At 63.2% G+C, this 22,315-nt stretch carries 20 protein-coding genes and 2 pseudogenes; 5 read left to right on the forward strand and 17 right to left on the reverse strand.

All coding sequences use genetic code 11. The annotated features are described in order from the left end of the window. Positions 1-5 precede the first annotated feature (5 nt). The gene (gene dmeF / locus ACVWYI_RS23800) at positions 6-971 is read right to left on the reverse strand and encodes a CDF family Co(II)/Ni(II) efflux transporter DmeF (protein ID WP_456663354.1); all 966 of its coding nucleotides are present in this window, start codon (positions 969-971) and stop codon (positions 6-8) included. Positions 972-1,168: 197 nt separating this feature from the next. Between dmeF and ACVWYI_RS23805 the strand changes: the two genes are divergently transcribed. The 3 genes from ACVWYI_RS23805 to ACVWYI_RS23815 all read left to right on the forward strand — a co-directional run bounded on the left by ACVWYI_RS23805 (position 1,169) and on the right by ACVWYI_RS23815 (position 4,190). Then, on the forward strand, positions 1,169-1,987 hold the full coding sequence (locus ACVWYI_RS23805) for a chromate resistance protein ChrB domain-containing protein (protein WP_456663355.1): 819 nt from the start codon (positions 1,169-1,171) through the stop codon (positions 1,985-1,987). Then, positions 1,987-3,372 carry a chromate efflux transporter gene (gene chrA, locus ACVWYI_RS23810; protein ID WP_456663356.1) on the forward strand — a complete coding sequence of 462 codons (1,386 nt, stop codon included), beginning with the start codon at positions 1,987-1,989 and terminating at the stop codon, positions 3,370-3,372. The genes ACVWYI_RS23805 and chrA overlap by 1 nt, the downstream gene beginning before the upstream one ends. Before the next feature lie 374 nt (positions 3,373-3,746). Continuing rightward, entirely contained in the window at positions 3,747-4,190 is a 444-nt protein-coding gene (locus ACVWYI_RS23815) for a DoxX family protein (RefSeq protein ID WP_456663357.1), read from the forward strand. 5 nt (positions 4,191-4,195) lie between these two features. Here ACVWYI_RS23815 and ACVWYI_RS23820 read toward each other — a convergent pair whose 3' ends face one another. Then, complete coding sequence (locus tag ACVWYI_RS23820; RefSeq protein ID WP_247349445.1) at positions 4,196-4,345, reverse strand: hypothetical protein; 150 nt, start codon at positions 4,343-4,345, stop codon at positions 4,196-4,198. A gap of 106 nt (positions 4,346-4,451) precedes the next feature. Further along, positions 4,452-4,775 (reverse strand): GYD domain-containing protein, encoded by a 324-nt coding sequence (locus ACVWYI_RS23825; RefSeq protein ID WP_456663358.1) that lies wholly within the window; start codon positions 4,773-4,775, stop codon positions 4,452-4,454. 657 nt (positions 4,776-5,432) lie between these two features. Here ACVWYI_RS23825 and ACVWYI_RS23830 point away from each other — a divergent pair. Continuing rightward, positions 5,433-5,789 carry a hypothetical protein gene (locus ACVWYI_RS23830; RefSeq protein ID WP_354104924.1) on the forward strand — a complete coding sequence of 119 codons (357 nt, stop codon included), beginning with the start codon at positions 5,433-5,435 and terminating at the stop codon, positions 5,787-5,789. 91 nt (positions 5,790-5,880) lie between these two features. On the opposite strand, the gene ACVWYI_RS23835 is transcribed toward ACVWYI_RS23830, so the two are convergent. Both ACVWYI_RS23835 and ACVWYI_RS23840 read right to left on the reverse strand, forming a co-directional pair. After that, on the reverse strand, positions 5,881-6,003 hold the full coding sequence (locus tag ACVWYI_RS23835) for a hypothetical protein (RefSeq protein WP_354051668.1): 123 nt from the start codon (positions 6,001-6,003) through the stop codon (positions 5,881-5,883). Between the two features lie 208 nt (positions 6,004-6,211). After that, positions 6,212-6,355, reverse strand: a complete 144-nt coding sequence (locus ACVWYI_RS23840; protein WP_456663359.1) for a hypothetical protein — start codon at positions 6,353-6,355, stop codon at positions 6,212-6,214. A gap of 100 nt (positions 6,356-6,455) precedes the next feature. Here ACVWYI_RS23840 and ACVWYI_RS23845 point away from each other — a divergent pair, with 100 nt between their 5' ends. After that, positions 6,456-6,683: a hypothetical protein gene (locus tag ACVWYI_RS23845; RefSeq protein ID WP_456663360.1), complete on the forward strand. Its 228-nt coding sequence runs from the start codon at positions 6,456-6,458 to the stop codon at positions 6,681-6,683. Positions 6,684-7,676: 993 nt separating this feature from the next. On the opposite strand, the gene ACVWYI_RS23850 is transcribed toward ACVWYI_RS23845, so the two are convergent. From ACVWYI_RS23850 to ACVWYI_RS23905, 12 genes and pseudogenes are all read right to left on the reverse strand, one after another. After that, complete coding sequence (locus ACVWYI_RS23850) at positions 7,677-9,221, reverse strand: GMC family oxidoreductase (RefSeq protein ID WP_456663361.1); 1,545 nt, start codon at positions 9,219-9,221, stop codon at positions 7,677-7,679. 214 nt (positions 9,222-9,435) lie between these two features. Further along, the gene (locus ACVWYI_RS23855) at positions 9,436-11,556 is read right to left on the reverse strand and encodes an outer membrane protein (RefSeq protein ID WP_456663362.1); all 2,121 of its coding nucleotides are present in this window, start codon (positions 11,554-11,556) and stop codon (positions 9,436-9,438) included. A 341-nt stretch (positions 11,557-11,897) separates the two neighbouring features. Then, positions 11,898-14,156 carry a DNA topoisomerase IV subunit A gene (gene parC, locus ACVWYI_RS23860; protein WP_456663363.1) on the reverse strand — a complete coding sequence of 753 codons (2,259 nt, stop codon included), beginning with the start codon at positions 14,154-14,156 and terminating at the stop codon, positions 11,898-11,900. 61 nt (positions 14,157-14,217) lie between these two features. Then, positions 14,218-14,502 carry a hypothetical protein gene (locus ACVWYI_RS23865; RefSeq protein ID WP_247349456.1) on the reverse strand — a complete coding sequence of 95 codons (285 nt, stop codon included), beginning with the start codon at positions 14,500-14,502 and terminating at the stop codon, positions 14,218-14,220. Between the two features lie 100 nt (positions 14,503-14,602). After that, a complete protein-coding gene (recO, locus tag ACVWYI_RS23870; RefSeq protein WP_247349458.1) occupies positions 14,603-15,355 on the reverse strand; it encodes a DNA repair protein RecO in 753 nt (250 codons plus the stop codon). A 90-nt stretch (positions 15,356-15,445) separates the two neighbouring features. After that, complete coding sequence (locus ACVWYI_RS23875) at positions 15,446-15,826, reverse strand: hypothetical protein (protein WP_247349460.1); 381 nt, start codon at positions 15,824-15,826, stop codon at positions 15,446-15,448. A 21-nt stretch (positions 15,827-15,847) separates the two neighbouring features. Continuing rightward, positions 15,848-16,775: pseudogene (era, locus tag ACVWYI_RS23880) on the reverse strand (GTPase Era). Then, a complete protein-coding gene (gene rnc, locus ACVWYI_RS23885) occupies positions 16,765-17,601 on the reverse strand; it encodes a ribonuclease III (RefSeq protein ID WP_354104932.1) in 837 nt (278 codons plus the stop codon). The pseudogene era and the gene rnc overlap by 11 nt, the downstream one beginning before the upstream one ends. Then, positions 17,598-18,362 (reverse strand): signal peptidase I, encoded by a 765-nt coding sequence (gene lepB / locus ACVWYI_RS23890; RefSeq protein WP_247349463.1) that lies wholly within the window; start codon positions 18,360-18,362, stop codon positions 17,598-17,600. Before lepB ends, rnc begins: the two co-directional genes overlap by 4 nt. A 250-nt stretch (positions 18,363-18,612) precedes the next feature. Then, positions 18,613-19,032, reverse strand: a complete 420-nt coding sequence (acpS, locus tag ACVWYI_RS23895; RefSeq protein ID WP_247349464.1) for a holo-ACP synthase — start codon at positions 19,030-19,032, stop codon at positions 18,613-18,615. Then, positions 19,029-19,781, reverse strand: a complete 753-nt coding sequence (locus ACVWYI_RS23900) for a pyridoxine 5'-phosphate synthase (protein ID WP_247349465.1) — start codon at positions 19,779-19,781, stop codon at positions 19,029-19,031. The genes acpS and ACVWYI_RS23900 overlap by 4 nt, the downstream gene beginning before the upstream one ends. A 45-nt stretch (positions 19,782-19,826) precedes the next feature. Beyond that, positions 19,827-22,113: pseudogene (locus ACVWYI_RS23905) on the reverse strand (RelA/SpoT family protein). Between the last annotated feature and the right edge of the window lie 202 nt (positions 22,114-22,315).

Below are 22,315 nucleotides of genomic sequence, written 5' to 3' on the forward strand. Positions count from 1 at the left end.
CATCGTCAATGCGGGCAGGTCTCAACCTCGATCGTGACGTGGCTCAGCCCCTTCAGGCCGGCGAGCCGCCGCTTGTAGACGGCCGGCTGCTTCGGCTGGTCCGACACCACCGAGAGCAGCACCGCGCAATGGCCGGGACCGACCTGCCACAGATGCAAATCGGTGACGCGGTCGTCGCCGACTTCCATTCGCGCGCGGATGGTGCGCTCGAGCTTCTCGTCGGCGCGCACGTCGAGCAGCACCGCGCCGGATGTCTTGATCAGGCCGAACGCCCAGCTTGCGATCACGGCACTGCCGATCAGGCCGACTGCCGGATCGGCCCAGACCCATCCCGAATACATGGCGACCACGAGCGCGGCGATCGCCAGCACCGACGTCGCCGCATCCGCCATGACGTGGACGTAGGCGGCGCGGAGATTGTTGTCGTGGTGGTGGCGGTCATGATGATCATGATCGTGGCCGTAATCATGATGCTCATGGTCATCATGCGCATGGCCGTGATGGTGGTGATCGTGGCTGTCGCGCAAGAGCCACGCACTGGCGAGGTTGACGCAAAGGCCGAGGGCGGCGACCGCAATCGCCTCGCCATAGACGATCGGCACCGGCGTGAACAGTCGCAGCACGCTCTCATAGGCGATCTCGACCGCGATCAAACCCAAAATGATCGCGCTGGCGAAGGCGGCGAGATCGCCGAACTTGCCGGTACCGAAGGTGAAATGCGAATTCCCGAGGTGCCGCCGCGCGAAGCGATACGCGAACGCGGCAATCCCCAACGCCGCCGCGTGCGTCCCCATGTGCCAGCCGTCGGCGAGCAGCGCCATCGAGCCGAACAGCGAGCCGGCGACGATCTCGCCGACCATCATGACCAGCGTCAGGACGACAACCAGCCAGGTGCGCCGCTCGTTCTCGTCGTGCTTGTCGCCCAGAAAAGCGTGGTCATGGGTCCATTGTTCGATGGAATGGGAATGCATCGAGAATTCTCCGATAAGGTCCGGTCCGTTGACCCGCAATATAGACCTGCGGGTCTTCCCGGCAAAATTGGCGAAAACGGGCCGATTGACAGGTCGGCGCGGTTTCGGTGTAATGAAAGTCCATGGGGATTGAGCGATCTCCCCACGAGGCGACATGCCCAAGTATCGCGTCCCGTTGTTTTTTACGAGGGCGCATCATGTCTTCCTACACGACGATATCATCTGAAAAACTGGCACGGCTGATCGGCACGGCAAATGCCCCAGTCCTGATCGACGTGCGCACCGACGAGGATTTTGCCGCCGACCGGCGGCTGATCCCGGGTTCGATCAAGCTCAGCCACGACAATGTTGCGGAATGGGGCGGCGAATTCGCTGGCCGCACCGCGATCGTCTCCTGCCTGCGCGGCGGAAAGCTCGCGCAGGGCACGGCGGCCTGGCTCAGGCAGCTTGGGGTCCAGGCCGAGACGCTGGAAGGCGGCTTCGAGGGCTGGAAGGAGGCAAAGCTGCCGCTGCTCGACACAAGCAAGCTGCCGCCGCGCGACGTCAAGGGACGCACCGTCTGGGTGACTCGTGCGCGGCCCAAGGTCGACCGCATCGCCTGCCCTTGGCTGATCCGCCGCTTCGTCGATCCCAACGCGGTATTCTTGTTCGTGGCACCCCCCGAAGTGGTCGCCGTCGGCGAGCGATTCAAGGCAGCCCCCTTCGACATCGAGAACGTGTTCTGGAGCCACCGCGGCGAGCTCTGCACCTTCGACGTGATGATCGAGGAATTCGGGATCGCGGCACCGGCTCTGCTTCGCCTGGCAACGCTGGTGCGCGGCGCCGACACGGCGCGGCCCGACCTCGCACCGGAGGCCCCCGGCCTGCTCGCGGCATCGCTCGGGCTGTCGCGGATGTACGACGACGATCTCGAACAGCTCGAGGCCGGCATGCTGCTCTACGACGCGTTCTACCGCTGGTGCCGCGATGCCACGGCTGAGACCCACAACTGGCCGACCAACAAGGTGAAGGCGTAATGGATAGCCGTACTATCGAAACAGGAGCTGATGCCGGTCACGGCATCAGCTTCGGTGAAGCCTTTCGCGTCTGGCTCCGCGTCGCCTGCCTGAGTTTTGGCGGACCCGCGGGCCAGATCGCGGTGATGCACCGCATCCTGGTCGAGGAAAAGAACTGGATCTCCGAAGGCCGCTTCCTGCACGCGCTGAACTACTGCATGCTGCTGCCGGGCCCCGAGGCGCAGCAGCTCGCAACCTATATCGGCTGGCTGATGCACCGCACCGCCGGCGGGCTGATGGCGGGCGGGCTGTTCATCCTGCCCGGCATCATCGCCATCATGGGCCTGAGCTACGTCTACGCCGCCTTCGGAAATGTCAGTTTCGTCGAGGCGCTGTTCTTCGGGCTGAAGGCCGCCGTGCTCGCCATCGTCGTCGAAGCCGTGGTGCGCGTCGGCAAGCGCGCCTTGAAGGACCGCATCATGATCGCGCTCGCCGCGATTGCCTTCGTCGCAATCTTCTTTTTCGCGGTCCCCTTCCCCATCATCATCATTGCCGCCGGCATCATCGGCTATGTCGGTGCCAGGCAGGGCCGTCCGGAATTCGCGCCGGCCGGTCACGGCCCTGGCGGCAGCAGCGCCTTGGTCGACAGCATGCTCGGCGGAGCCGTGCCCGATCACGTCCGACCCGACACCGCCCGCACGATTCGCGTGGGTGCGCTGTGGCTGGCGCTCTGGCTGGTGCCGGTAATCGCGCTGCTGCTCGCTGTTGGACAAGACAACGTCTTCAGTCACATCGCGCTGTTCTTCTCAAAAATGGCGCTGGTCACCTTCGGCGGCGCGTATGCGGTGCTGGCTTATGTCGCCCAGCAGGCGGTCGAGCACTATCACTGGCTCAAGCCGCACGAGATGCTGGACGGCCTCGGCATGGCCGAGACCACGCCGGGCCCGCTGATCATGGTGCTCCAGTTCGTGGGCTTCATGGCCGCTTATCGCGATCCGAGCGGCCTGTCGCCGATGCTCGCGGCTACGTTGGGCGGATTGCTCGCGACCTGGGTCACGTTCACGCCCTGCTTCCTCTGGATCTTCGTCGGCGCCCCCTACATCGAGCGGCTGCGCGGCAACACCGGCCTTGCCGGCGCGCTCAGCGCGATCACGGCCGCCGTCGTCGGCGTGATCCTCAACCTCTCGATCTGGTTCGCGCTGCACACGCTGTTCCGCGAGACCGTGCCGGTGCATGCCTTCCCGTTTGCCTTCGACATGCCGGTGCTGACGAGCGTCGACATGCCCGCGCTCGTGCTGTCGATCGCGGCCGCGACCGCGCTCTTCCGGTTCAAGCTGGGCATGCTCACGGTGCTCGCCGGCAGCTGCGCTGCGGGCGTAGCGCTGCGGCTGGCGGGGGTGATCTAGGGAGCCGGCTCATAGGTTCGTCGCATCCGGTTTGCCATCGAAAGGCATCGTTAAGCCGTCAGGGTTGCATGGCGGCCTTGGGCCATTCACGTCGCTCAATCCCTGCCTTCGAGACGTCCGGTCTAGCCCCTGACTCCGGACCTGTCGCTGCACTGCGCCAACCGACGCGATGGGCCAATAGGCGACATTTCCGAAAACAAGAGGCGGCCAACCGCCCGGACGTTCGCTGACGGCCATTGGCAGACGAACGACGAAGCGGTTGCAGTGCTCCGAAGAGCTGGTAGAGCCGCTTCATGCCGTTCCGCTATTCGTGATAGGTTACTCTCAGCCGTAAACGTTTTCAGCCGTGTTGGACAACAACGGAGGCTTTGCCAATGAAATCCAATTTTTACTCACGGCCGGTAGATGAGTTCGCCACAAGTAAAGCTGATGCACTGATCTTGGTAGGTCGCATCCTATTTGCGTGGGTATTCGTCGGAAGCGCCTACGGAGCAATAATCAACTTCAGCGGCTCCGTCGGCTACTCCAGGTCGCTGAACCTTCCAGCACCCGAGCTGTTCACGGCGACGAACATCGCACTGGAAATATTGATATCCGTTAGTTTGGTATTGGGCATCGGAACGCGTTTCTGCGCAGTGCTGACATTTATGTTCGTGCTGGTGGCAACTGCTATTGCACACCGCTACTGGGAGTATCCGGCCGGTGCGCAGCAGATTGGTCAATACAATCATTTTCTGAAGAACATCTCGATCATGGGAGGCGCGATGTTGATCTTCGTCACTGGGGCGGGCCGCTTCAGTTTCGACCGAAGAATGTAGCCCGATCACTTCACCTTGACCTTGAAAGCCTCCTCGATCAGTCGGCGGATGCTCTTTGATAGCGGCTTGAGTGCCTCGCTCACGATCGCGAAGAGAAGCATCAGCCACGTCGCAAGCGCGGCACACCACAGCAATAGTTCAAATGTCTCCGGCATGATGACCTCATCAAAATTATCTGTTCTGAATCGGCAAATGCTACTTCAAATGCTACTTAACGGGACCGAGGCAATCGGCGCGCTCCTGCGGCGGCGTGTATCTCCCTCAACTGCCAGGCTGGGAGTACTTGCCCCGAAGCTGACTTACAGTTTGGCGGACCTTGGCAATTTCGTCCTGCGTCCAAAGCCTGACGAGGTTTACATTGTGGATGGCGACGGATGCCACCACGGTACCGGAAATGGCTGGTGCCGCACTCGGATCGGGCACATCAAAAATCACCAGGACGCCCGGACCTTCAGAAGCGGTGCTATCCATTGAGATCAGTTTCCCGCCGGCGGCTTCGATGAGGTTGTTGGCCGCTTCCACGCGATTGGTCCCAGGCTTGTCCATAATGCTGTTGAGGGATTTTGGTGTGTATTGCCCCGTCATACAAAATGCATGGTGACTTCCTCCTGTCGGAGAATGTTCAGGTCACTAAAGCGCAAGATTTATATCGGGCTCAACAAAATAGGCGGTCATAACCGCGTTGAGCGAAAGACCATATACCCCGCCGTGGCAACATGCCGCTGAGAATAAACGGACCTTCGGCACTGCCCGCTCGCGGCTGAATAAACAGCCTACATCAAAGATCTGTCGCGCGCCAAAAGAATCTGATTCGCTAGCCCTACCGCCAAGTGTCAGCGGGATTTACCTGCATCAGCCATCCCTCGAGCCAAACTATTGTCGGATCTGGGTCAAAGGTGGCGGTCGGACCCGAGTGGGACGACTTCCGCTGTACCTCTCGCTCCGGACATGTCGCTGCGCTGTGCCAGCCAACGTGATGGGCCAGAAGCGGTCGACGCAGCCTGGCGCGATGTTCGCCAGCTTCCGCCCTCAATAGCCGACATGAGTGGTTGTTACGTTCTTCTGCTTAGGCCGCAGCGGAAGTCGCTCGCCTATCCGCCAAACTTTTCTGCCCGCACGTCATTGTGGGCCGGGGAACTGTTACTGCCGCATTGGTTTCACCGAACGGCCACGAGAGAATCCAACGCTAACCAAAGTTCGTGGATAGTGCGTTTGGTTCCCAAACTGAGGAAAGGAATAACCATGCGCATCGTTACTGCATCCGTCATTATTGCAGCACTCTCGCTTGGGATGACCGCTTTCGTGCAGGCTCAAGGAGCGTCCCCGCAACCCAGAGCGCAGGAACCGCCCGCTCAGTCCGACACGGTCATTCGAAGCATACAGGTAGTCGACATCAAGCAATTGCAACCTGCGGTTCGCTCAAAGGTCGATGAAATCGTCGCGCAGACAAGCGAAGAAGATTTGCAATCACTTCGGAAGTCCATTGACGCGGCACCGGCGGCAGTATCTGCGCTTAAAGCGAAGGGCTTGAGCTCGTCGCAGGTTGTTGCCATCAACATCGCCGACGGTGTGCTCACGATGTTCGCCAAGACGGCCTAAAGCGGGAAGTTCTAGTGAAAGCTCCACCATGAATTGTCACCACTCCAAGCTTAACGGTACCGTGTTCGGCATACATGATTGGCTTATCTATCTACGGGATCAAGCGGTCACGTGTCGGAAACTTGTCGAGCAGGCCGACGATCGTCTCGTTAAAACCGAACTGCTTGCGTTGGCGTCGGTCTGCGAGGAGATCGCCGATAACATCGAAGATCATTTGGCAGGCGGGGAAGGCCGCGCGCCGCGTGGGGCAAGGCTGTCATGAAAGAGGCCGCCAACTGCGGCGGCCTCAAATGTCCGCAAGGGGTCAAAATCCGAAATACTCAACCTGCGCTAATCTAGTCCGCCATGCCTCGATTAGCGGACTTTAATGAAGCGGGTCGCCACTTCGCCGATGGGCCAGGACCACACCTGATCGTCTGCAATCAGCTAGCTCCGAATCGAACGGCTTGGATCAGCCAAATCACTGCCGCGAGGTTCAGTAGAGCAGTGCCTGCAGGACCATAGGTTTTCATCGGATCTTTGATCGTCCCGCCTATGACGGCATCACCGGCCTGAACGATGATCATGCTCCATGCGACGGCTTGGAGCCATCCAGTTGACCCCGTAATAAATGGGACCGCGCTCGCGATCACTAAAGCCGTGCTTCTCGCACAGGCATAAAGTGCCATGGTGCGGGCAGTGTTGCTCGCACCTAATGCCGCCGCCATGGAAAATCCAAGACTGATGATTGCGCTGATTGCGGTGATGGATGCGCAAGCGATGAAGGGGAGAGTCATTCAACATCCTGGTGCAGTCGTGGTTCGAAAAATCCAGTTATATACTGCTCCCGTCAGACAAACTATCGTGAGCGCAAAGACGATCGAGATCAATGCGAGCCTGGCTCGACTGCAGTGACTCGACGCGGCTGGTTTGCAGGATCAGTCCTTCGATGTCTGCTTCGGGTCACAAGCGGTCGATGATGACCGCGCCGAACGACTTCCGCTCTGCCCTCGGAAGCTGCCGTCTCTCAGCACGCGCCCTTTGGGCGAAAGCCGTCACCCTCGCCTCCCCGTCCCGTCGGGCAAAACAGCCGCGACCACTTCCGCCACACCGCCTGTCAAGCCCATCTCGCAAAATATTCCACTTTACCGAATTTCTGATTTATCGTACAGACAAAACACCCTGGCCCGAGACAAGGGGCGGATCGCGATCGTCACGAACCGCGGGCTGGGCAGCGATGGACGCGACGGCGTCGGGCGTAACAGGCATTGCAGGGCGGCTTCGGCTGTGAGCAATCGCTTCGCGCCGACGACACGACGCCGACAGCGTCTTCGCATGGCTTCGGGTGTGAGCACACGCCAGCACTCGAAGTCCCAGCGAAGACGTGCGCGGACGAACAAGTCGTGTGGTCCTGACGCCCGGGGTCTGTGCGTCAAGTCCTGCGGTGATGAGGCGGCCCGACCGGGCGCGCGCATCAGCTATCCGCAGGGCGACGGGGGCAATAGTGCATCGCTCCCCGGGGAGAGCACGAAGGACACGTTAAAACCATCGCGCAGGGAAGGCCGGGCGATCCGGCGAACCTGCGGTCCACCCCGTGTGCATTTCTATGGCGCACGGACCTTGCGGGTGCCCGCCGGCGCCCGGCCTTCCCTGCACCCTTTCCTTGAAGGTGGCGCGAGCGGTAGAACTCGGGCGAAATGCGCCGCGAGAATGCGAACTCTCGCCCGCTGTTTGAAATGTGAATTGAAGAGAAACGGCTGAATCTTGCTGCGTCATAAGACCCTCATGGTGAGGAGCGCGAAGCGCGTCTCGAACCATGAAGGCCCGGATATTTGCCCGAGGCCATCCTTCGAGACGCGCGTTCCGCGCTCCTCAGGATGAGGAGAAGAGTGGTTTGACGCAGCAGAACTACCGCCTCATCATCCGCGCAATCGCTTCCCCAATCATCACCGTCGTGAAGTGGGTGTTGGCGCGGCAGTCCGACGGCATGATCGAGGCGTCGGCGACGCGCAGGCCCGCGATGCCCTTCACCGTACCATCAGGGTTGACCACGCCGTCGGCCTGCTTGAAGCCGGTCATGCGGCAACTGCCGGCGGCGTGCTGGATGTCGCCGGTTTCACGCCGCAGCAGCGCATCGAGTTCACGATCCGGCAGCGCGGCTGCTTGCGGCAGCGTCAGATCGGTGTCGGTCAGCCGGATCCAGTCGGCGATGCCTGATAGCGCCGGCTGGGAGGTGATCACGGCCAGCCGTTTCACCGCATCCATCATGCGCAGCATGTCACGGGGATCGGCCAGCATGTTCTCCTCGACAACAGGATCGATCGCGGGGTCGGTCGAGGCCAGTTTAAGTGTTCCACGAGAATACGCGTTGAACAGCCCGGCGCCGATCGCTCCTGATACGCCGATGCCGCGGTGGTTGAAGGCGATCAGGATCATGTCCCGTTTGCCGCCATCGCCAAGGCCCGACGAATAGGTCACGCAGCAATTGGTGTGGCGGGTGTCGGGATCGCTCGGCTGCAGGTTTTCATGGAGCTGGACCGTGGCGCGAAACAGCGGATGGTCGAAGAAGTGGCGGCCGACCGGCAGATCGCGCTCGACCGCGATCCCCATCGCCTTCAGCTCATCGGCAGGTCCAATGCCCGAGCGCAGCAGGATCGCCGGACTATGGATGGCACCGGCGCAGAGCACGATCTGGCGCGCGCTGATCTCGCTGGTGCCCTGCCCCTCGATGTGAACGCGAAGGCCGGTCGCCCGGCCGTCACTGATCAGCACGCGATCGACCAGTGCGTGCCCGCGAATCTCCAGATTGGGGCGGCCGCGCGCGGGCTCCAGATAACCCTCGTTGGTGGTGATGCGGCGGCTGTCGCGGCTGTTGATGGGATAGCAAGCGACGCCCTCGCCGATGGGACCATTGACGTCGGCGCACCAGGGATAGCCGCTCGCCAGCGCCGCATCGCGCAAGCCGCGATCGATCGGGCCCCATTTTTCCGGAGGCGCGCGATAGACCGGCAGCGGTCCGCCGCGGCCATGGCCCGCTGCGTCACCGAATTCCAGATCATCCTCGATCACCGAGAACAACGGCATGACGTCCTTGGCCGACCAGCCGGTGCAGCCATTGGCGGCCCATTCGTCGAACGCATCGGCGACGCCGCGGATGGCGATCTGGCCGTTCATCATCGACGAGCCGCCGAGGCCCTTGCCGCGCCAGTAGAAGCGCGGCTCCTGCCCCGCCACCCGGCGCGTCAGAAGATCAGGCCATTGCCATTTCTCCTGGTACTCGCGCTTGTGGATGATCGGGATGGGATTTGGCGTCATCACTTCCCAGGGCGCCTCGTCGGCGCGCCAGTCGAGACCCGCTTCCAGCAGCAGGACACGCCGTGCGGGATCTTCGGAGAGCCGTGCCGCAACAGCGGCGCCGGCTGAGCCGCCGCCGACAACAATGACATCATACATCGCCGCTACTTCTCAACGTTCCAGAAAACCGGGATGGCGGACGGTATCAGACCGTGCAAACCGGCGCGAGAGGCGGCGGGCTGGGCGGGCGATGATCCGGCCTCACCCGCCGCGCGTTGCGGCATATGAAAACATAAGACAGAAATCGTCGGCGACGATAATTTGCAGGCGCGGCAGTGGCCTTGCGGCTGGTCGGGGTGATCTGAGCCGAGCTCTATGGCGTGAACTTGTAGGACAGGCCGGCACGAACGGTATCGATGGTCTGCCGGCCGCCTCGATCCGTGGTGGGCGTGCCGCCTGGCTCCGTGGTCGTGATGTTGCTGGTCGCTTCCACTGTGCCGAAATCGTAGTGCAGATATTCGATGCGGCCGATCCAGTTCGAGTTGCCGAGGAAGGTCTCGACACCGGCGCCCGCGGCCATCCCGAAATGATTGCGCGCCGTCTCGATCACAGCGGCCGTGACCGGGCTGGGGGCCGAGTTGGCCGAGCTATCGATGCGGTGCGCACGTTCGAACGCGAGACCGCCGGTGGCATAGAGAAGCCAACCGCTCGAGGGTGTCCAGCCGAGACGCCCCCGCAACGTGCCCAGGTATTTGACGTTGTCCGACAGCGCGTCGCTGATGGTGCCCGCGAGCACGGTTGGCGTCGAGCCCTTGATGCCGGTAGCGCTGCCGTCGATCTCGACACCCGCAACGACGCTCGCATACTGCCAGTTGTAGCCGGCCTGGCCGCCGCCGAGCCAGCCTTTCGACCTGATATCGCCGATGGTGACCCCGCCAAGCAGGGAGGCATTCGAAAAATCGTTCTGCTTCCAGCCATAGCCGCCATGGGCGCCAAGATAGAAGCCGGACCAGCTTTGCAGCGATGGCGGCGGGCCCGCCTTGGCGTAGGCAAGCGCAGACACCGGCAAAGCCGCGTCCGGCCCGAACTTGTAGGACACGCCCGCGCGCACGAGATCGACGGTTTGATGGCCGATCGCGGTCGCCGCGGCAAAATTCGCGAGCGGCGGCGAGACGGAAACCAGACTTGAATCCGAACGGACGCGGCCGAAATCGTAGTGCAGATATTCCAGCCGCCCGATCCAGTTGCTGCTGCCGAGCATCATCTCGCCCCCCACACCTGCAACCCAGCCGAAGCGGTCGCTCGGTGTGGCCGTCCGCGTGGTGGTGACGCCCGTCGCGGTGGTGTCCTGCTGCACCTGGGAGATCTCGAGCCGTTCCCAGCCGAGGCCGGCGGTACCGTACAGCAGTAAGGTGTCGATCGGCGTCCAGCCGAGACGGCCGCGCACGGTACCGAGATATTTCACCTTCTCGTCAAACTTCAGCGTCGAGGCGAAGCCAGGAACCGCGATCGAAGCTGTCGAGGTGCTGCCCTTGATGTCGGCCGCGCTGAGGTCGGCCTCGAGGCCGGCGACCACGCGATCATATTGCCAGTTGTGGCCGAACTGACCGCCGGCGACCCAGCCTTGCGACTTTGCGCCGGTCAGTGCGCCATCCGGTGCAAAGTCGAGCAGCGGCAGCGGCAAGTTCGCGGGATCATCGCCCCAGCCATAGCCACCATGGGCACCCGCATAGAACCCGGCCCAGCCGTTGCGCGCCGATGCCATCATGGGCGCCTTGACGTAAGGCACCGGCGCGAGACGCGCCTGCTCGCCAAACTTGTAGGACACGCCGACGCGAACCAGGTCGATGGTCTGCGACCCCGACATCGAGTTCACCTGGCCGATCGCAGCGGTGATCGCGGACGAGTCCGCGATCTGGCCGAAATCATAATGCAGATATTCAATGCGGCCGATCCAGTTCGGGCTGCCCAGCATCGCCTCGACACCGGCGCCGGCGACCCAGCCGAACCGGTCGGTCGGCGTGCGGCTGGACGACAGCGTCGCACTGACCGGCGCAGTCGAGGTCTGCAATGTCTGCGATGTGGAGTCGAGCCGCTCCCAGGCGAGGCCTGCGGTCCCATACAGCAGCACATTGTCGGCCGGCAGCCAACCGAGGCGGCTGCGAACGCTGCCGAGATATTGCGCCTTCTCGCTGAGGGTGATGGTCGTCGCGTCCGTCCCGCCGAGGAGTTGGCTGACCGCGTTGCTGCCCTTGATGTCGGTCGCCGAGAAATCGAACTCGAGCCCGGTGACGGCGCGGCCAAATTGCCAATTGTAGCCGGCCTGGGCGCCGTAGACGGCGCCTTTCCCGCGGATGCCGTTGACCGATTGCGGCGTCGCCAGCGCAAACGCTTCCGACTGTGAGAAGTCGTCGCGCCCCCAACCATAGCCGCCGTGGACGCCGAGATAGAAGCCCGCCCAGGACGCGGCGAGCGCCGGCGCCACCTTGACCACGGGCAAGTCCGCAGCGAGCGCTGAACCGGACAATGCGATGAGCGAGACGCTACATAGAAGCAGGCAGCGCGGCGGACGCAACACCGTGTTCGATCCTGGCCCCATTCCCAGTCCCCAACGAAATTCTCAAAATATCTGGTGCAGATGGAATCACGGAGATTCGTGATTCGCTATCTCTCGTTGAGCGAGCGAATCGCGAAAGCCTTTCGGCGTGTTCAAACGGCAACAGCACGCCGCGGGAAATGCTGCGTTTGTCGGCACAAAGGACGAAATCGCAATCAAACGTTAGGAGGTGCGCGATTTGCGAATCAACAAACCGCACCTCCCGTTTGAACGTCGAGCTACCCGATCACCCTGCCGAACTTGTTCGATTTCGGGAAACCCTTCGGCGCCAGGCGGCCGGCGTCGGCGCGGGTGCCTTGCCACTCGGCCAGTTCCTTCATCGTCGCCGAGAATTCGCGGCCAGCGGAATCCTTCCAGGTCAGCCCCGCCTTGGCGTCGAACACCGCGATGTCCGAAAGGCCGCCGTCCTTGTACTTCTGCAGGCGCGCGCCGCGGCCGCGCGGCATCTCCTGCGTCTGGTCGAGCGGGAAGACCAGCATCTTGCGGTTCTCGCCGATCACCGCGATAGTGTTGCCGAGCACCTCGGTGATCGCGCACGCCTCGTTCGGCATGTCGACGTTGAGGACCTGCTTGCCCTTCTTGGTGGTGCCGACGCAATCGTCCTCGTTGACGACGAAGCCCTGGCCCTCGTGGCTCGCGACCAGGAATTTGCGGCCGCCCTTGTTGACGAACAGCGTGACCGGCGCGGCCTCCGGCTCGAGATCGATGAACTGGCGGATCGGCTCGCCATGACCGCGGCCGCCCGGAAGTTTTGCGACGTCGAGCGAGTAGAATTTTCCGTTGGTGGCGAACAGCAGCAGCTTCGAGGTCGTTTCCGCGAAGAACGCGAACCCGAGCTTGTCGTCCTGCTTGAAGGCCAGCCCCGAGAGATCCTCGACATGGCCCTTGAGGGTGCGGATCCAGCCCTTGTCGGAGACGACGACGGTCACCGGCTCGCGCTCGACCAAGGCCTCCTCCATGGCGGCGAGATCGTGCTCGGGCGCGTCCGCAAAGGTGGTGCGGCGCTTGCCGAGCGCGGTCTTCGGCCCGAACATGTCGCGGACCTTGCCAACCTGCTCGGCGACCTTCTTCCACTGCTCGCGTTCGGACGCCAGCAATCCCTCGATGCCCTTCAGCTCTTTGCGCAGATCCTTGTCCTCGCTGCGGATCTCCATTTCCTCGAGCTTGCGCAGACTTCGCAGCCGCATGTTGAGGATGGCTTCAGCCTGCACTTCGGTGAGCTTGAACGCCTTGATCAGCGCCGGCTTCGGCTCGTCCTCGTTGCGGATGATCCTGATCACCTCGTCGATGTTCAGATAGGCAATCAGCAAGCCGCCGAGAATCTCCAGCCGGCGCTCGATCTCGGCCTTGCGATGGTTGGTCCGACGGATCAGCACGTCGCGCAGATGGTCAAGCCATTCGCGCAGGCACTCCGCGAGTCCCACCACCTTGGGCACACGGCCCTTGATCAGCACGTTGAGGTTCAGCGGAATCTTGTTTTCGAGCTCCGTCAGCCGGAACAGCGATTCCATCATCAGCGCCGGATCGACATTCTTCGACTTCGGCTCGATTACGATACGGACGTCTTCGGCCGACTCGTCCCTGATGTCTCCGACCAGCGGCAGCTTCTTCTGGTCCAGCAGCTCGGCGATCTTCTCGATCAGGCGCGACTTCTGCACCAGAAAGGGTATCTCGGTGACGACGACGACCCAGGTGCCGCGTGCGCCCTCTTCCTGCTCCCATCGGGAGCGGACGCGGAACGAGCCGCGGCCGGTGGTATAGGCTTCAGCGATCGCCTGCTTGGAATCGACGCAGATGCCGCCGGTCGGGAAATCCGGGCCCTTGACCCATTTCAGCAACGCCTTGGATTTCGCGTCGGGCTTCTCGATCAGATGCAGCGCGGCTTCGCAGAGCTCGGCGGCGTTGTGCGGCGGGATCGAGGTCGCCATGCCGACCGCGATACCCTGCGCGCCATTGGCGAGCAGGTTCGGGAAGCCGCCGGGCAGCACGACGGGCTCTTTCGACTGGCCGTCGTAATTAGGGCGGAACTCGACCCCGTCCTCGTCGATGCCGTCGAGCAGAAGCCGCGCGACGTCGGTCATCCGCGCTTCGGTGTAGCGGTAGGCAGCGGGATTATCGCCGTCGATATTGCCGAAATTGCCCTGGCCGTCGACAAGCGGATAGCGCGAGGAGAAGTCCTGCGCGAGGCGGACCATGGCGTCGTAGATCGCCTGGTCGCCATGCGGATGGAACGAGCCCATCACGTCGCCGACGATTTTGGCGGATTTCTTGAACGCCGTGCCGGGGTCGAGCCGGAGCAGGCGCATGCCGTAGAGGATGCGCCGGTGCACCGGCTTCAGGCCGTCGCGGGCATCGGGCAGCGCGCGGTGCATGATGGTGGAAAGCGCGTACGCAAGATAGCGCTCTTCCAGCGCCTCACGCAGAGGCACCTCGTGAATTTCGGCCGGTTCCTCCGGCGGAATCAATCGTTTTCCCATGCCGCCCGGTTAAACCGTGGAAGCGAATCGGGCAAGGATCGATTGGTTCCCTGTGGGCGGCCTACTGGCCGGCCCAGCCTGCGGTGAAGGTCTGGGTGGGTTGCGCGTTTTTAGCCTGCGTGGTGGCCGGGGCATTGGTCAGGCACCGCCGCGCAGTCTCGATCTCGGCCTCCGTCGCACCTTTGGATCGCGCCCATGCCTCTGCTGCTGCAGCGGAATATTTAGCCACATAGAACCTGACAACGGTGCAGGAGGCGCGGCGAAAGACGCCGGGTTGCTCGCCTGCGAGGGCGTCCGGCGCCAGCGTGACAAGCGCCGCCGATATCACAAATCCCTTGATCAGCATGAGGCTTATCCCCGGTTGGAACCCCGAGGGCAAGTCCAGGAAACCCAATTTGGTTCCAATGACGGTTGGCCTATTGGGGCAATGCAGAGCCGCGCCAGCCTCATGGCGCGGGAATCGCGGCCTTCGCCTGCTGTCTCGTCAGCGCGTTGATGAAGCCTGCCCGCGCGTCGGAATGGCCCTGCCCCCGCGGCTCCAGCACATGGCGCAGCAGGAACAGCCCGGTCAACCGAAGGCCGTCCTGAAGATCCTGGTCGGTGACGTCGCTCGCGGCTACGCCACGACGCAAAAACGGCGGCAGCCGCAACAACCGATCCCGCCACGGCTCGCCCGCGCCGCGTGACACCGCGCCGCCTGATTTCGGCGAGACATAGATCAGGTCGGTAGTCTCCCCGGTTACCGCGCAGTTTTCCAGCGCAAGCCCGAAGCCGAGCTCGGCGAGCATCGCCAGCTCGAAATGGATCAGGTGCACGGCGGCGCCGCCGATGTCGTCGAAATCGTCGAGCGAATGCTCGAGCTGCGCCAGGATGTTTTCGTGCGGATCGCGCTCCGGCAGCAACCGCGCAATCGAGGCGAGATGGGTGATGCCATAGACGCCGTGGGGGGATGTCAGCAGCGTCGCCGCGCGCAGCTTGAGGCCCTCGATGGCATAGGTGCCGAGATGCTCGTCGAGCCGCGCCCGCCACACCACGCTGAGGCTGTTGCCGGGCTGCAGCAGCGGCCGCATCCGCGAGCCGGCGCCGCCGCGGACGAGACCGAGATGGCGGCCGTGCGCACGCGTCAGCAGCTCGACGATGGAGCTACTCTCGCCATGCCGCCGCACGCCCAGCACGATGCCTTCGTCGGTCCATTCCATGTGCGGAGTCTAGCGCATTTCAGGCGATCGTAGGGTCGGCAAAGCGAAGCGTGCCCACCAATTTGATCAACCGCGCAAAGCGGCGAACCCTCACGCGTTGAACCAACCCTGTGCATCTCCGCTGAACGAGAAATACAATCCCATCGCCGTCAGCACGCAGGAGACGATCTCGATGGCGCTGTCGAGTTCCATGCCCTTCTCGCCGATGATCTGGCCGAGCGAGATCACCGACAGCACGAGCGCTGCCGCCAGCACCCATCGCGGCCAGTTCTTGCGCCAGCGTGCAGCGAGCCAGACGAAATAGACCAGCAGCAGGATCATGCCGCCGGCGAGCAGCGTCGCCGTCATGATCATCTGCTCGGTCATCTCGGCATTCGGCGTGCGGTCCTGCACCGCGACCGACAGGGCATCCAGCATCAAGGATGCATAGAGCAGCGCTTCGAAGCGCCGTACGTTGCCGGGTACGCTCATCGGTGACCGATCTTTTCTTGGCTATTCTTTGGGAAATTCCAGGCCCATCTCGCGGTAGCGATCGGGATCATCGCCCCAGTTCTCGCGCACTTTGACGAACAGGAACAGATGCACCGGCACACCGAGGATCTCGCCGATCTCCTTGCGTGAGTCCGCGCCAATCGACTTGATCGTCGCGCCGCCCGCGCCAAGCACGATCTTGCGCTGGCTCTCGCGCTCGACGAAGATCGTCTGCTCGATGCGGACCGACTTGTCCTTGCGCTCCTCCCACTTGTCGGTCTCGACCGTGGACTGGTAGGGCAATTCCTGGTGCAGCTTGCGAAAGATCTTCTCGCGCGTGATCTCGGCCGCAAGCTGCCGCATCGGCGCGTCCGACATCTGGTCTTCGGGATAGAGAAAACGGCCCCGGCGGCACGATCTCGGCGAGAGTATGCCTGAGGTCGTCGACGCCGTCGCCGGAGATCGCCGCGATCATGAAGGTCTTCGCGAAGGCCATGCGCTCGTTGGCCGCCTGCGCCACTGCCAGCAGCTTCTCGCGCTGGACCAAATCCACTTTGTTGATGACCAGAATCTTCTCGTGCTTGACGCTTGCGACCTTGGTGAGGATCGCCTCGGCTTCCTCGTCGATACCGGCCTTGGCATCCAGCAGCACGCAGACGAGGTCGGCGTCATGCGCGCCGCTCCAGGCCGTCGAGACCATTGCGCGGTCGAGCCGGCGCTTTGGCAGGAAGATGCCGGGCGTATCGACCAGGATGATCTGCGCGTTGTTCTCGATCACGATGCCGCGGATCAGCGCCCGCGTGGTCTGCACCTTGCGCGAGACGATCGTGACCTTGGCCCCGACCAGCGCATTGACCAGCGTGGACTTTCCGACGTTCGGGGCGCCGATCAGCGCGACAAAGCCGCAGCTCGTTGCGGCGGGCGCCTCGCCACTTGTTTCAACCGTCATTGCCGCCGCCAACACCTTCGCGTTCGATCATCACTGAAGCCGCTACCTTCTCCGCTGCGCGCTTGCTGCCGCCGGTGCCTTCGGCCGGCGCCAACCCCGGCAGATCCACCGCGACACGAAACTCCGGATCGTGATGCGGACCGGTGCGCTCGACCTCGCGGTAGACCGGCGTCGGCAGTCCCTTGCCTTGCGCCCATTCCTGCAGAACGGTCTTGGGATCGCGCAAGGGACGCCGCGGCTTGTGCATGCGTTCGGTCCAGTTGCGCTTGACGAACTCGGACGCCGCCGCGTAGCCGCCGTCGAGGAAGACGGCGCCGATCACGGCCTCGCAGATGTCGCCGAGCACGCTCTTGCGCAGGCGCGCGTCGGCACCAGGACCGACCGAGCCGAGCTTGATGTCGTCGAGTAGACCGAGCGACTTGGCGACGTCGGCGCAGCTCTCCTTGCGCACCAGTTCAGCAAGTCGCTTGGACATCTCGCCTTCGTCGGCGTTCGGGAACGCGTGATAGAGCATGTCGGAGACGACAAGTCCGAGCACGTGGTCACCGAGGAATTCCAGCCGCTGATAGCTGTCGCCACGCTTGCGCCCGGACTTCAGCGCCGAGACATGCGTGATGCCCTGCATCAAGAGGTTTGGATCGGCGAAACTGTGGCCGATGCGGGCCTCAAGCGCCGCGTTCGCATCCGGGCCCTTGGTCTTGCTGCTCCGCACCCGCTTCTTCTTTGCAGGGGTCTTGATTTCAAGGGTGTTGGTCGCAGCTTCGCCGTCGGGGCCCGCTTGCGCCTCGGTCGGGTGGGTCGCGATGTCCTTGACTTCGTCTTTCATCGGACGATTTTGAAGAAGCGATTCCAGCGCACCGCCCACGGCCAGCGCCAGAACATCCAGGCATGCTCGCCTTCGGCGATCGAGAAGAAGATCATCTGGGCGCGCCCGACCAAATTCTCCTGCGGCACGTACCCGACCTGGCCGAGAAAGCGGCTGTCAGTGGAGTTGTCGCGGTTGTCGCCCATCATGAAGAAGTGGCCGGTCGGCACGGTATAGACGTTGGTGTTGTCCACGTAGCCGTTATCGGCGCAGTCCAGCGTCTCGTAGGACACGCCGTTCGGAAGCGTCTCCTTCCAACGCTTCACCCGGGAGACGCCGCCGCCTTCCGAACCGCAGGGATCCTCGCCGACAAATTCGCTCATGCGCTGCCGCTCGACCGGCGTGTCGTTGATGTAGAGCAGACCGTCCCGCATCTGGATGTGGTCGCCGGGAAGCCCGATCACGCGCTTGATGTAGTCCGTGGAGTCGTCCTTCGGCAGGCGGAATACGACGATGTCGCCGCGGCTCGGGTCCGAGCCCCAGATCCGCCCCGAAAACAGCGGCGGCGAGAACGGGATCGAGTAGTGGCTGTAGCCGTAGGAATATTTCGAGACGAACAGATAGTCGCCGACCAGCAGCGTCGCCTTCATCGAGCCGGATGGGATGTTGAACGGCTGGAACAGGAAGGTGCGGATCACGAGTGCGATCAAGAGGGCGTGGATCACGACCCGGATGGTTTCGCCCACGCCGGTCTCAGTTTTGGTCCCTGAAGTCACGCTCATTGCTCTCTCAATTCCGGCCAGCGGTCCACAGCGCGCCCCCCTCCCGCGAACGGCCCGTCGGTTCGCGTCCCAAGGAGATTGTCCTGATTCTGATAATGAGAGCCAATTCCGGCGTAAAGCCGAATTCGCCCAGGCTGATTTGCGTCCGCGGACTTTTAGACGGTTGTCGCAGACCACGCAATCAAGGAACGCATCAAAACTGGATAAGTATTTGATTTTTAATAATAATTATAAAATCGTGGGAGACCCGTCAGGGTTTGGCCAGCGGCACGGCGGAAATGATGACGAAGGCCTGGGCTAACGGCCAGTCATCGGTGATCGACAGATCGATCTGTGCTTCGAACCCCTCCGGCGTCAGGGCCTGGAGCCGGGCCAGCGCCCCGCCCGTCAATTGCATGGTTGGCCGTCCTCCCGGCAGGTTGACCACCCCCATATCGCGCCACCACACGCCGCGCCTTATGCCGGTGCCGAGCGCCTTGGAGCAGGCCTCCTTGGCGGCGAACCGCTTGGCGTAGGTCGCCACAACCATCTTCTCGTTCTTGGCGCGCCGCTCCGCCTTGGCTCGCTCGGCCGCGGTGAAGATGCGATCGAGGAAGCGCTCGCCATGGCGCTCGATCACCTTGCCGACGCGGGTGATGTCGATCAGATCGGAGCCGATGCCGATGATCATGCCCGGCTCCGGCCGCGGTCCATCGCTGCGCGCATGTTGCGCACCGTCTCGGCGAGACCGACGAACAGCGCTTCGCCCATCATGTAGTAGCCGATGTTGAGCTCCATGATCTCCGGCAGGGCCGCGATCGTCTCCGCCGTGGCATAGTCGAGCCCGTGTCCGGCGTGAATCTCCAGCCCTGCCTGCTTCGCCAACTTTACGCCCGCCACGATCCGCCGCCATTCGGCCTCGGCCTTGTCGGTGTGGCCGTCGACGACGGCGTCGCACCAGGCGCCGGTGTGGATCTCGATCACGGGCGCGCGCAGCCGCGCCGCCATCTCGATCTGGGCGGGATCGGCGGCGATGAACAGCGACACCCGGATGCCGGCATCGTTCAGCCGCGCGATATAGGGCGCCAGCGCGTTGTGCTGACCGACGACGTCGAGCCCGCCCTCGGTCGTCACCTCCTGGCGCCGCTCCGGCACGAGGCACACCGCGTGCGGCTTGGTGGCGAGGGAGATGCGCATCATGTCGTCGGTCGCCGCCATCTCGAAATTGAGCGGCTTGGAGATTTCGGCTTTCAGCCGCGCCATGTCCTCGTCGCGGATGTGCCGGCGATCCTCGCGCAAGTGAGCGGTGATGCCGTCGGCGCCGGCCTGGATCGCCAGTAGCGCCGCGCGTACCGGATCTGGATTGCGGCCGCCGCGCGCATTACGCAGGGTCGCGACATGGTCGACATTGACGCCGAGGCGGAGCGGAGGTGCAGGCATTTCAGGACTCACGGAACCATAGGGACAGACCAAGACAGAAGGCGTCTATCCATTAACACGTTCGACGCGGGCGACGACCGCCTTCGCGCGCAGCTGGGCCAGGATCGCGCTCAAATGCTTCAGATCGTAGACTTCGAGATCGATCGTCGTCTCCGTGAAGTCCGGTGAGCGGCGCTGCATGCTGATGTTGTCGATGTTGCCGTCGTGCTCGGCAATCACGGTCGCGATCTGCGCCAGCGCGCCGGGCTCGTTGACGTTCTCGACCCTGATGCGGGCCGGGAAGCGCTGCGGCGCGGAGTCCTCGATGTCCCAGCGGACGTCGAGCCAGCGCTCCGGCTCTTCCTCGAAATCCTTCAGGGCAGGCGCCTGGATCGGGTAGATGGTGATGCCCTCGCCCGGCGTGACGATGCCGACGATGCGGTCACCGGGCACGGCGCCGCCGTTTCGGCGCGAACTTCACCGGCAGGTCCGAATTGATGCCGCGGATCGGGATCGCGACCGAGCTGCGCGGCGGTTCCGACGACTTCTCCTTGAACTTGGCGGCAAGCCCCTTCTTGACGCCGTAGCGCGCGATGCGCTCCTCCTTGTAGTCGGGATACATCGCACGCGCGACGTGGGAGGCCTTGATCTCGCCGCGCCCCACAGCCGCCATGACGTCCTCGATCGAGGTCCGCGCGAGCCGCGGCAGCGCGCCCTTGAGCTTGTCGTCGGCGTATTCGATCTTGGCGCGCTCGAACAGGCGTTCCACGATGCGCCGGCCGAGACCGACATATTGATCGCGTACCGCAGTCCTGGTGGCGCGGCGGATCGCGGCGCGCGCTTTGCCGGTGACCGCGAGCGTTTCCCAGGCGGACGGCGGCGCCGCTTGCGCTTCCGAGGTCAGCACCTCGACCTCGTCGCCGTTCTGGAGCTCCGATGACAGCGGCGCGAACTGGCCGTTGATCTTGCAGCCCACCGCGCTGTTGCCGACGTCGGTGTGCACGGCATAGGCGAAGTCGATCACGTTGGCATGGCGCGGCAGCGCGATCAGCTTGCCCTTCGGAGTGAAACAGAACACCTGGTCGTGGAACAGCTCGAGCTTGGTGTGCTCAAGGAATTCCTCCGGGTTCGCACTTTCGGAGAGGATGCCGATGGTGTGGCGCAGCCAGGCGAACGCGTTGGACTCGCGCTTGAGGAACTCGGTCGGCGAGCCGGCGCCCTCTTTGTAGAACACGTGCGCGGCGATGCCGCGCTCGGCGATCTGGTCCATCGCCTCGGTGCGGATCTGCAGCTCGACGCGCTGGTTGCCAGGGCCGATCACGGTGGTGTGGATCGAGCGGTAGTCGTTTTGCTTCGGGGTCGAGATGTAATCCTTGAAACGCCCCGGTACGACCGGCCAGGTGGTGTGGACGATGCCGAGCGCGCGATAGCAGGACTCGATGTCGTTGACGACGAGGCGAAAGCCGAAGATGTCGGACAATTGCTCGAAGCCGACCGATTTGCGCTCCATCTTGGTCCAGATCGAGAACGGCTTCTTGCTGCGGCCATAGACCCGCGCGCCAAGGCCCCTGTGCCGCAGATTGTTGGAAAGCTGCGCCTCGATCTCGCCGATCAGATTGCGGTTGCGCTCGGCGAGCGCATCGAGCCGCTGCATCACCACCGAATAGGCTTCGGGATCGAGAGTCCGGAAGGACATATCCTCCAGTTCCTCGCGCATTTCCTGCATGCCCATGCGCCCGGCCAGCGGCGCATAGATGTCGAGCGTCTCCTCGGCGATGCGCCGTCGCGATTCCGTCGGCACGAAGTCCAGCGTGCGCATGTTGTGCAGGCGATCGGCGAGCTTCACCAGCAGCACGCGGACGTCGTCGGCAATGGCCAGCAACAATTTGCGCAGATTCTCGGCCTGCTTGGCCTCCCGCGACACCAGCTCCAGCCGCTTCAGCTTGGTCAGACCCTCGACCAGCGCGCCGATCTCGGGCCCGAAGATCTGGTCGATCTCGGCCCGCGTCGCTTCGGTGTCCTCGATCGTGTCGTGGAGCAACGCAGCCACGATGGTTGCGTCGTCGAGCTTCAGATCGGTGAGAATCGCCGCCACTTCGAGCGGGTGCGAGAAATACGGGTCGCCTGAGGCGCGGGTCTGCGAGCCGTGCGCTTTCATGGCGTAGACATAGGCGCGGTTCAGCAGGTCTTCGTCAGTGTTGGGATTGTAGGACCTGACGCGCTCGACGAGGTCGTATTGACGCATCATGCGCGCGCGGGACTTCGCCGGACGCGCCACCGGCGCAGTCGGGGCCACGGCAACCGATTCGGTTGCGGCCTGCATCTGCGTTTGTGTGCGACGCCGATATACCATGCCGTCCTGCCTTCAAACGGGCCACGAAGCAGCCCGTTGCATACATCTTAGCTCCGATCGCGCGCGTGTCCGATCAATTCGGTGACAGGGCCCCGCGCGAACCGACAACACTATGGTAACCACGAAAACGCCAACAAAAGCAAAGGCCCGAACAACGGTTCGGGCCTTTGCCAAGATCACAAGAAGTCGATGACTGCGACGG

The organism is Bradyrhizobium sp. LB13.1 (genome assembly GCF_054056815.1).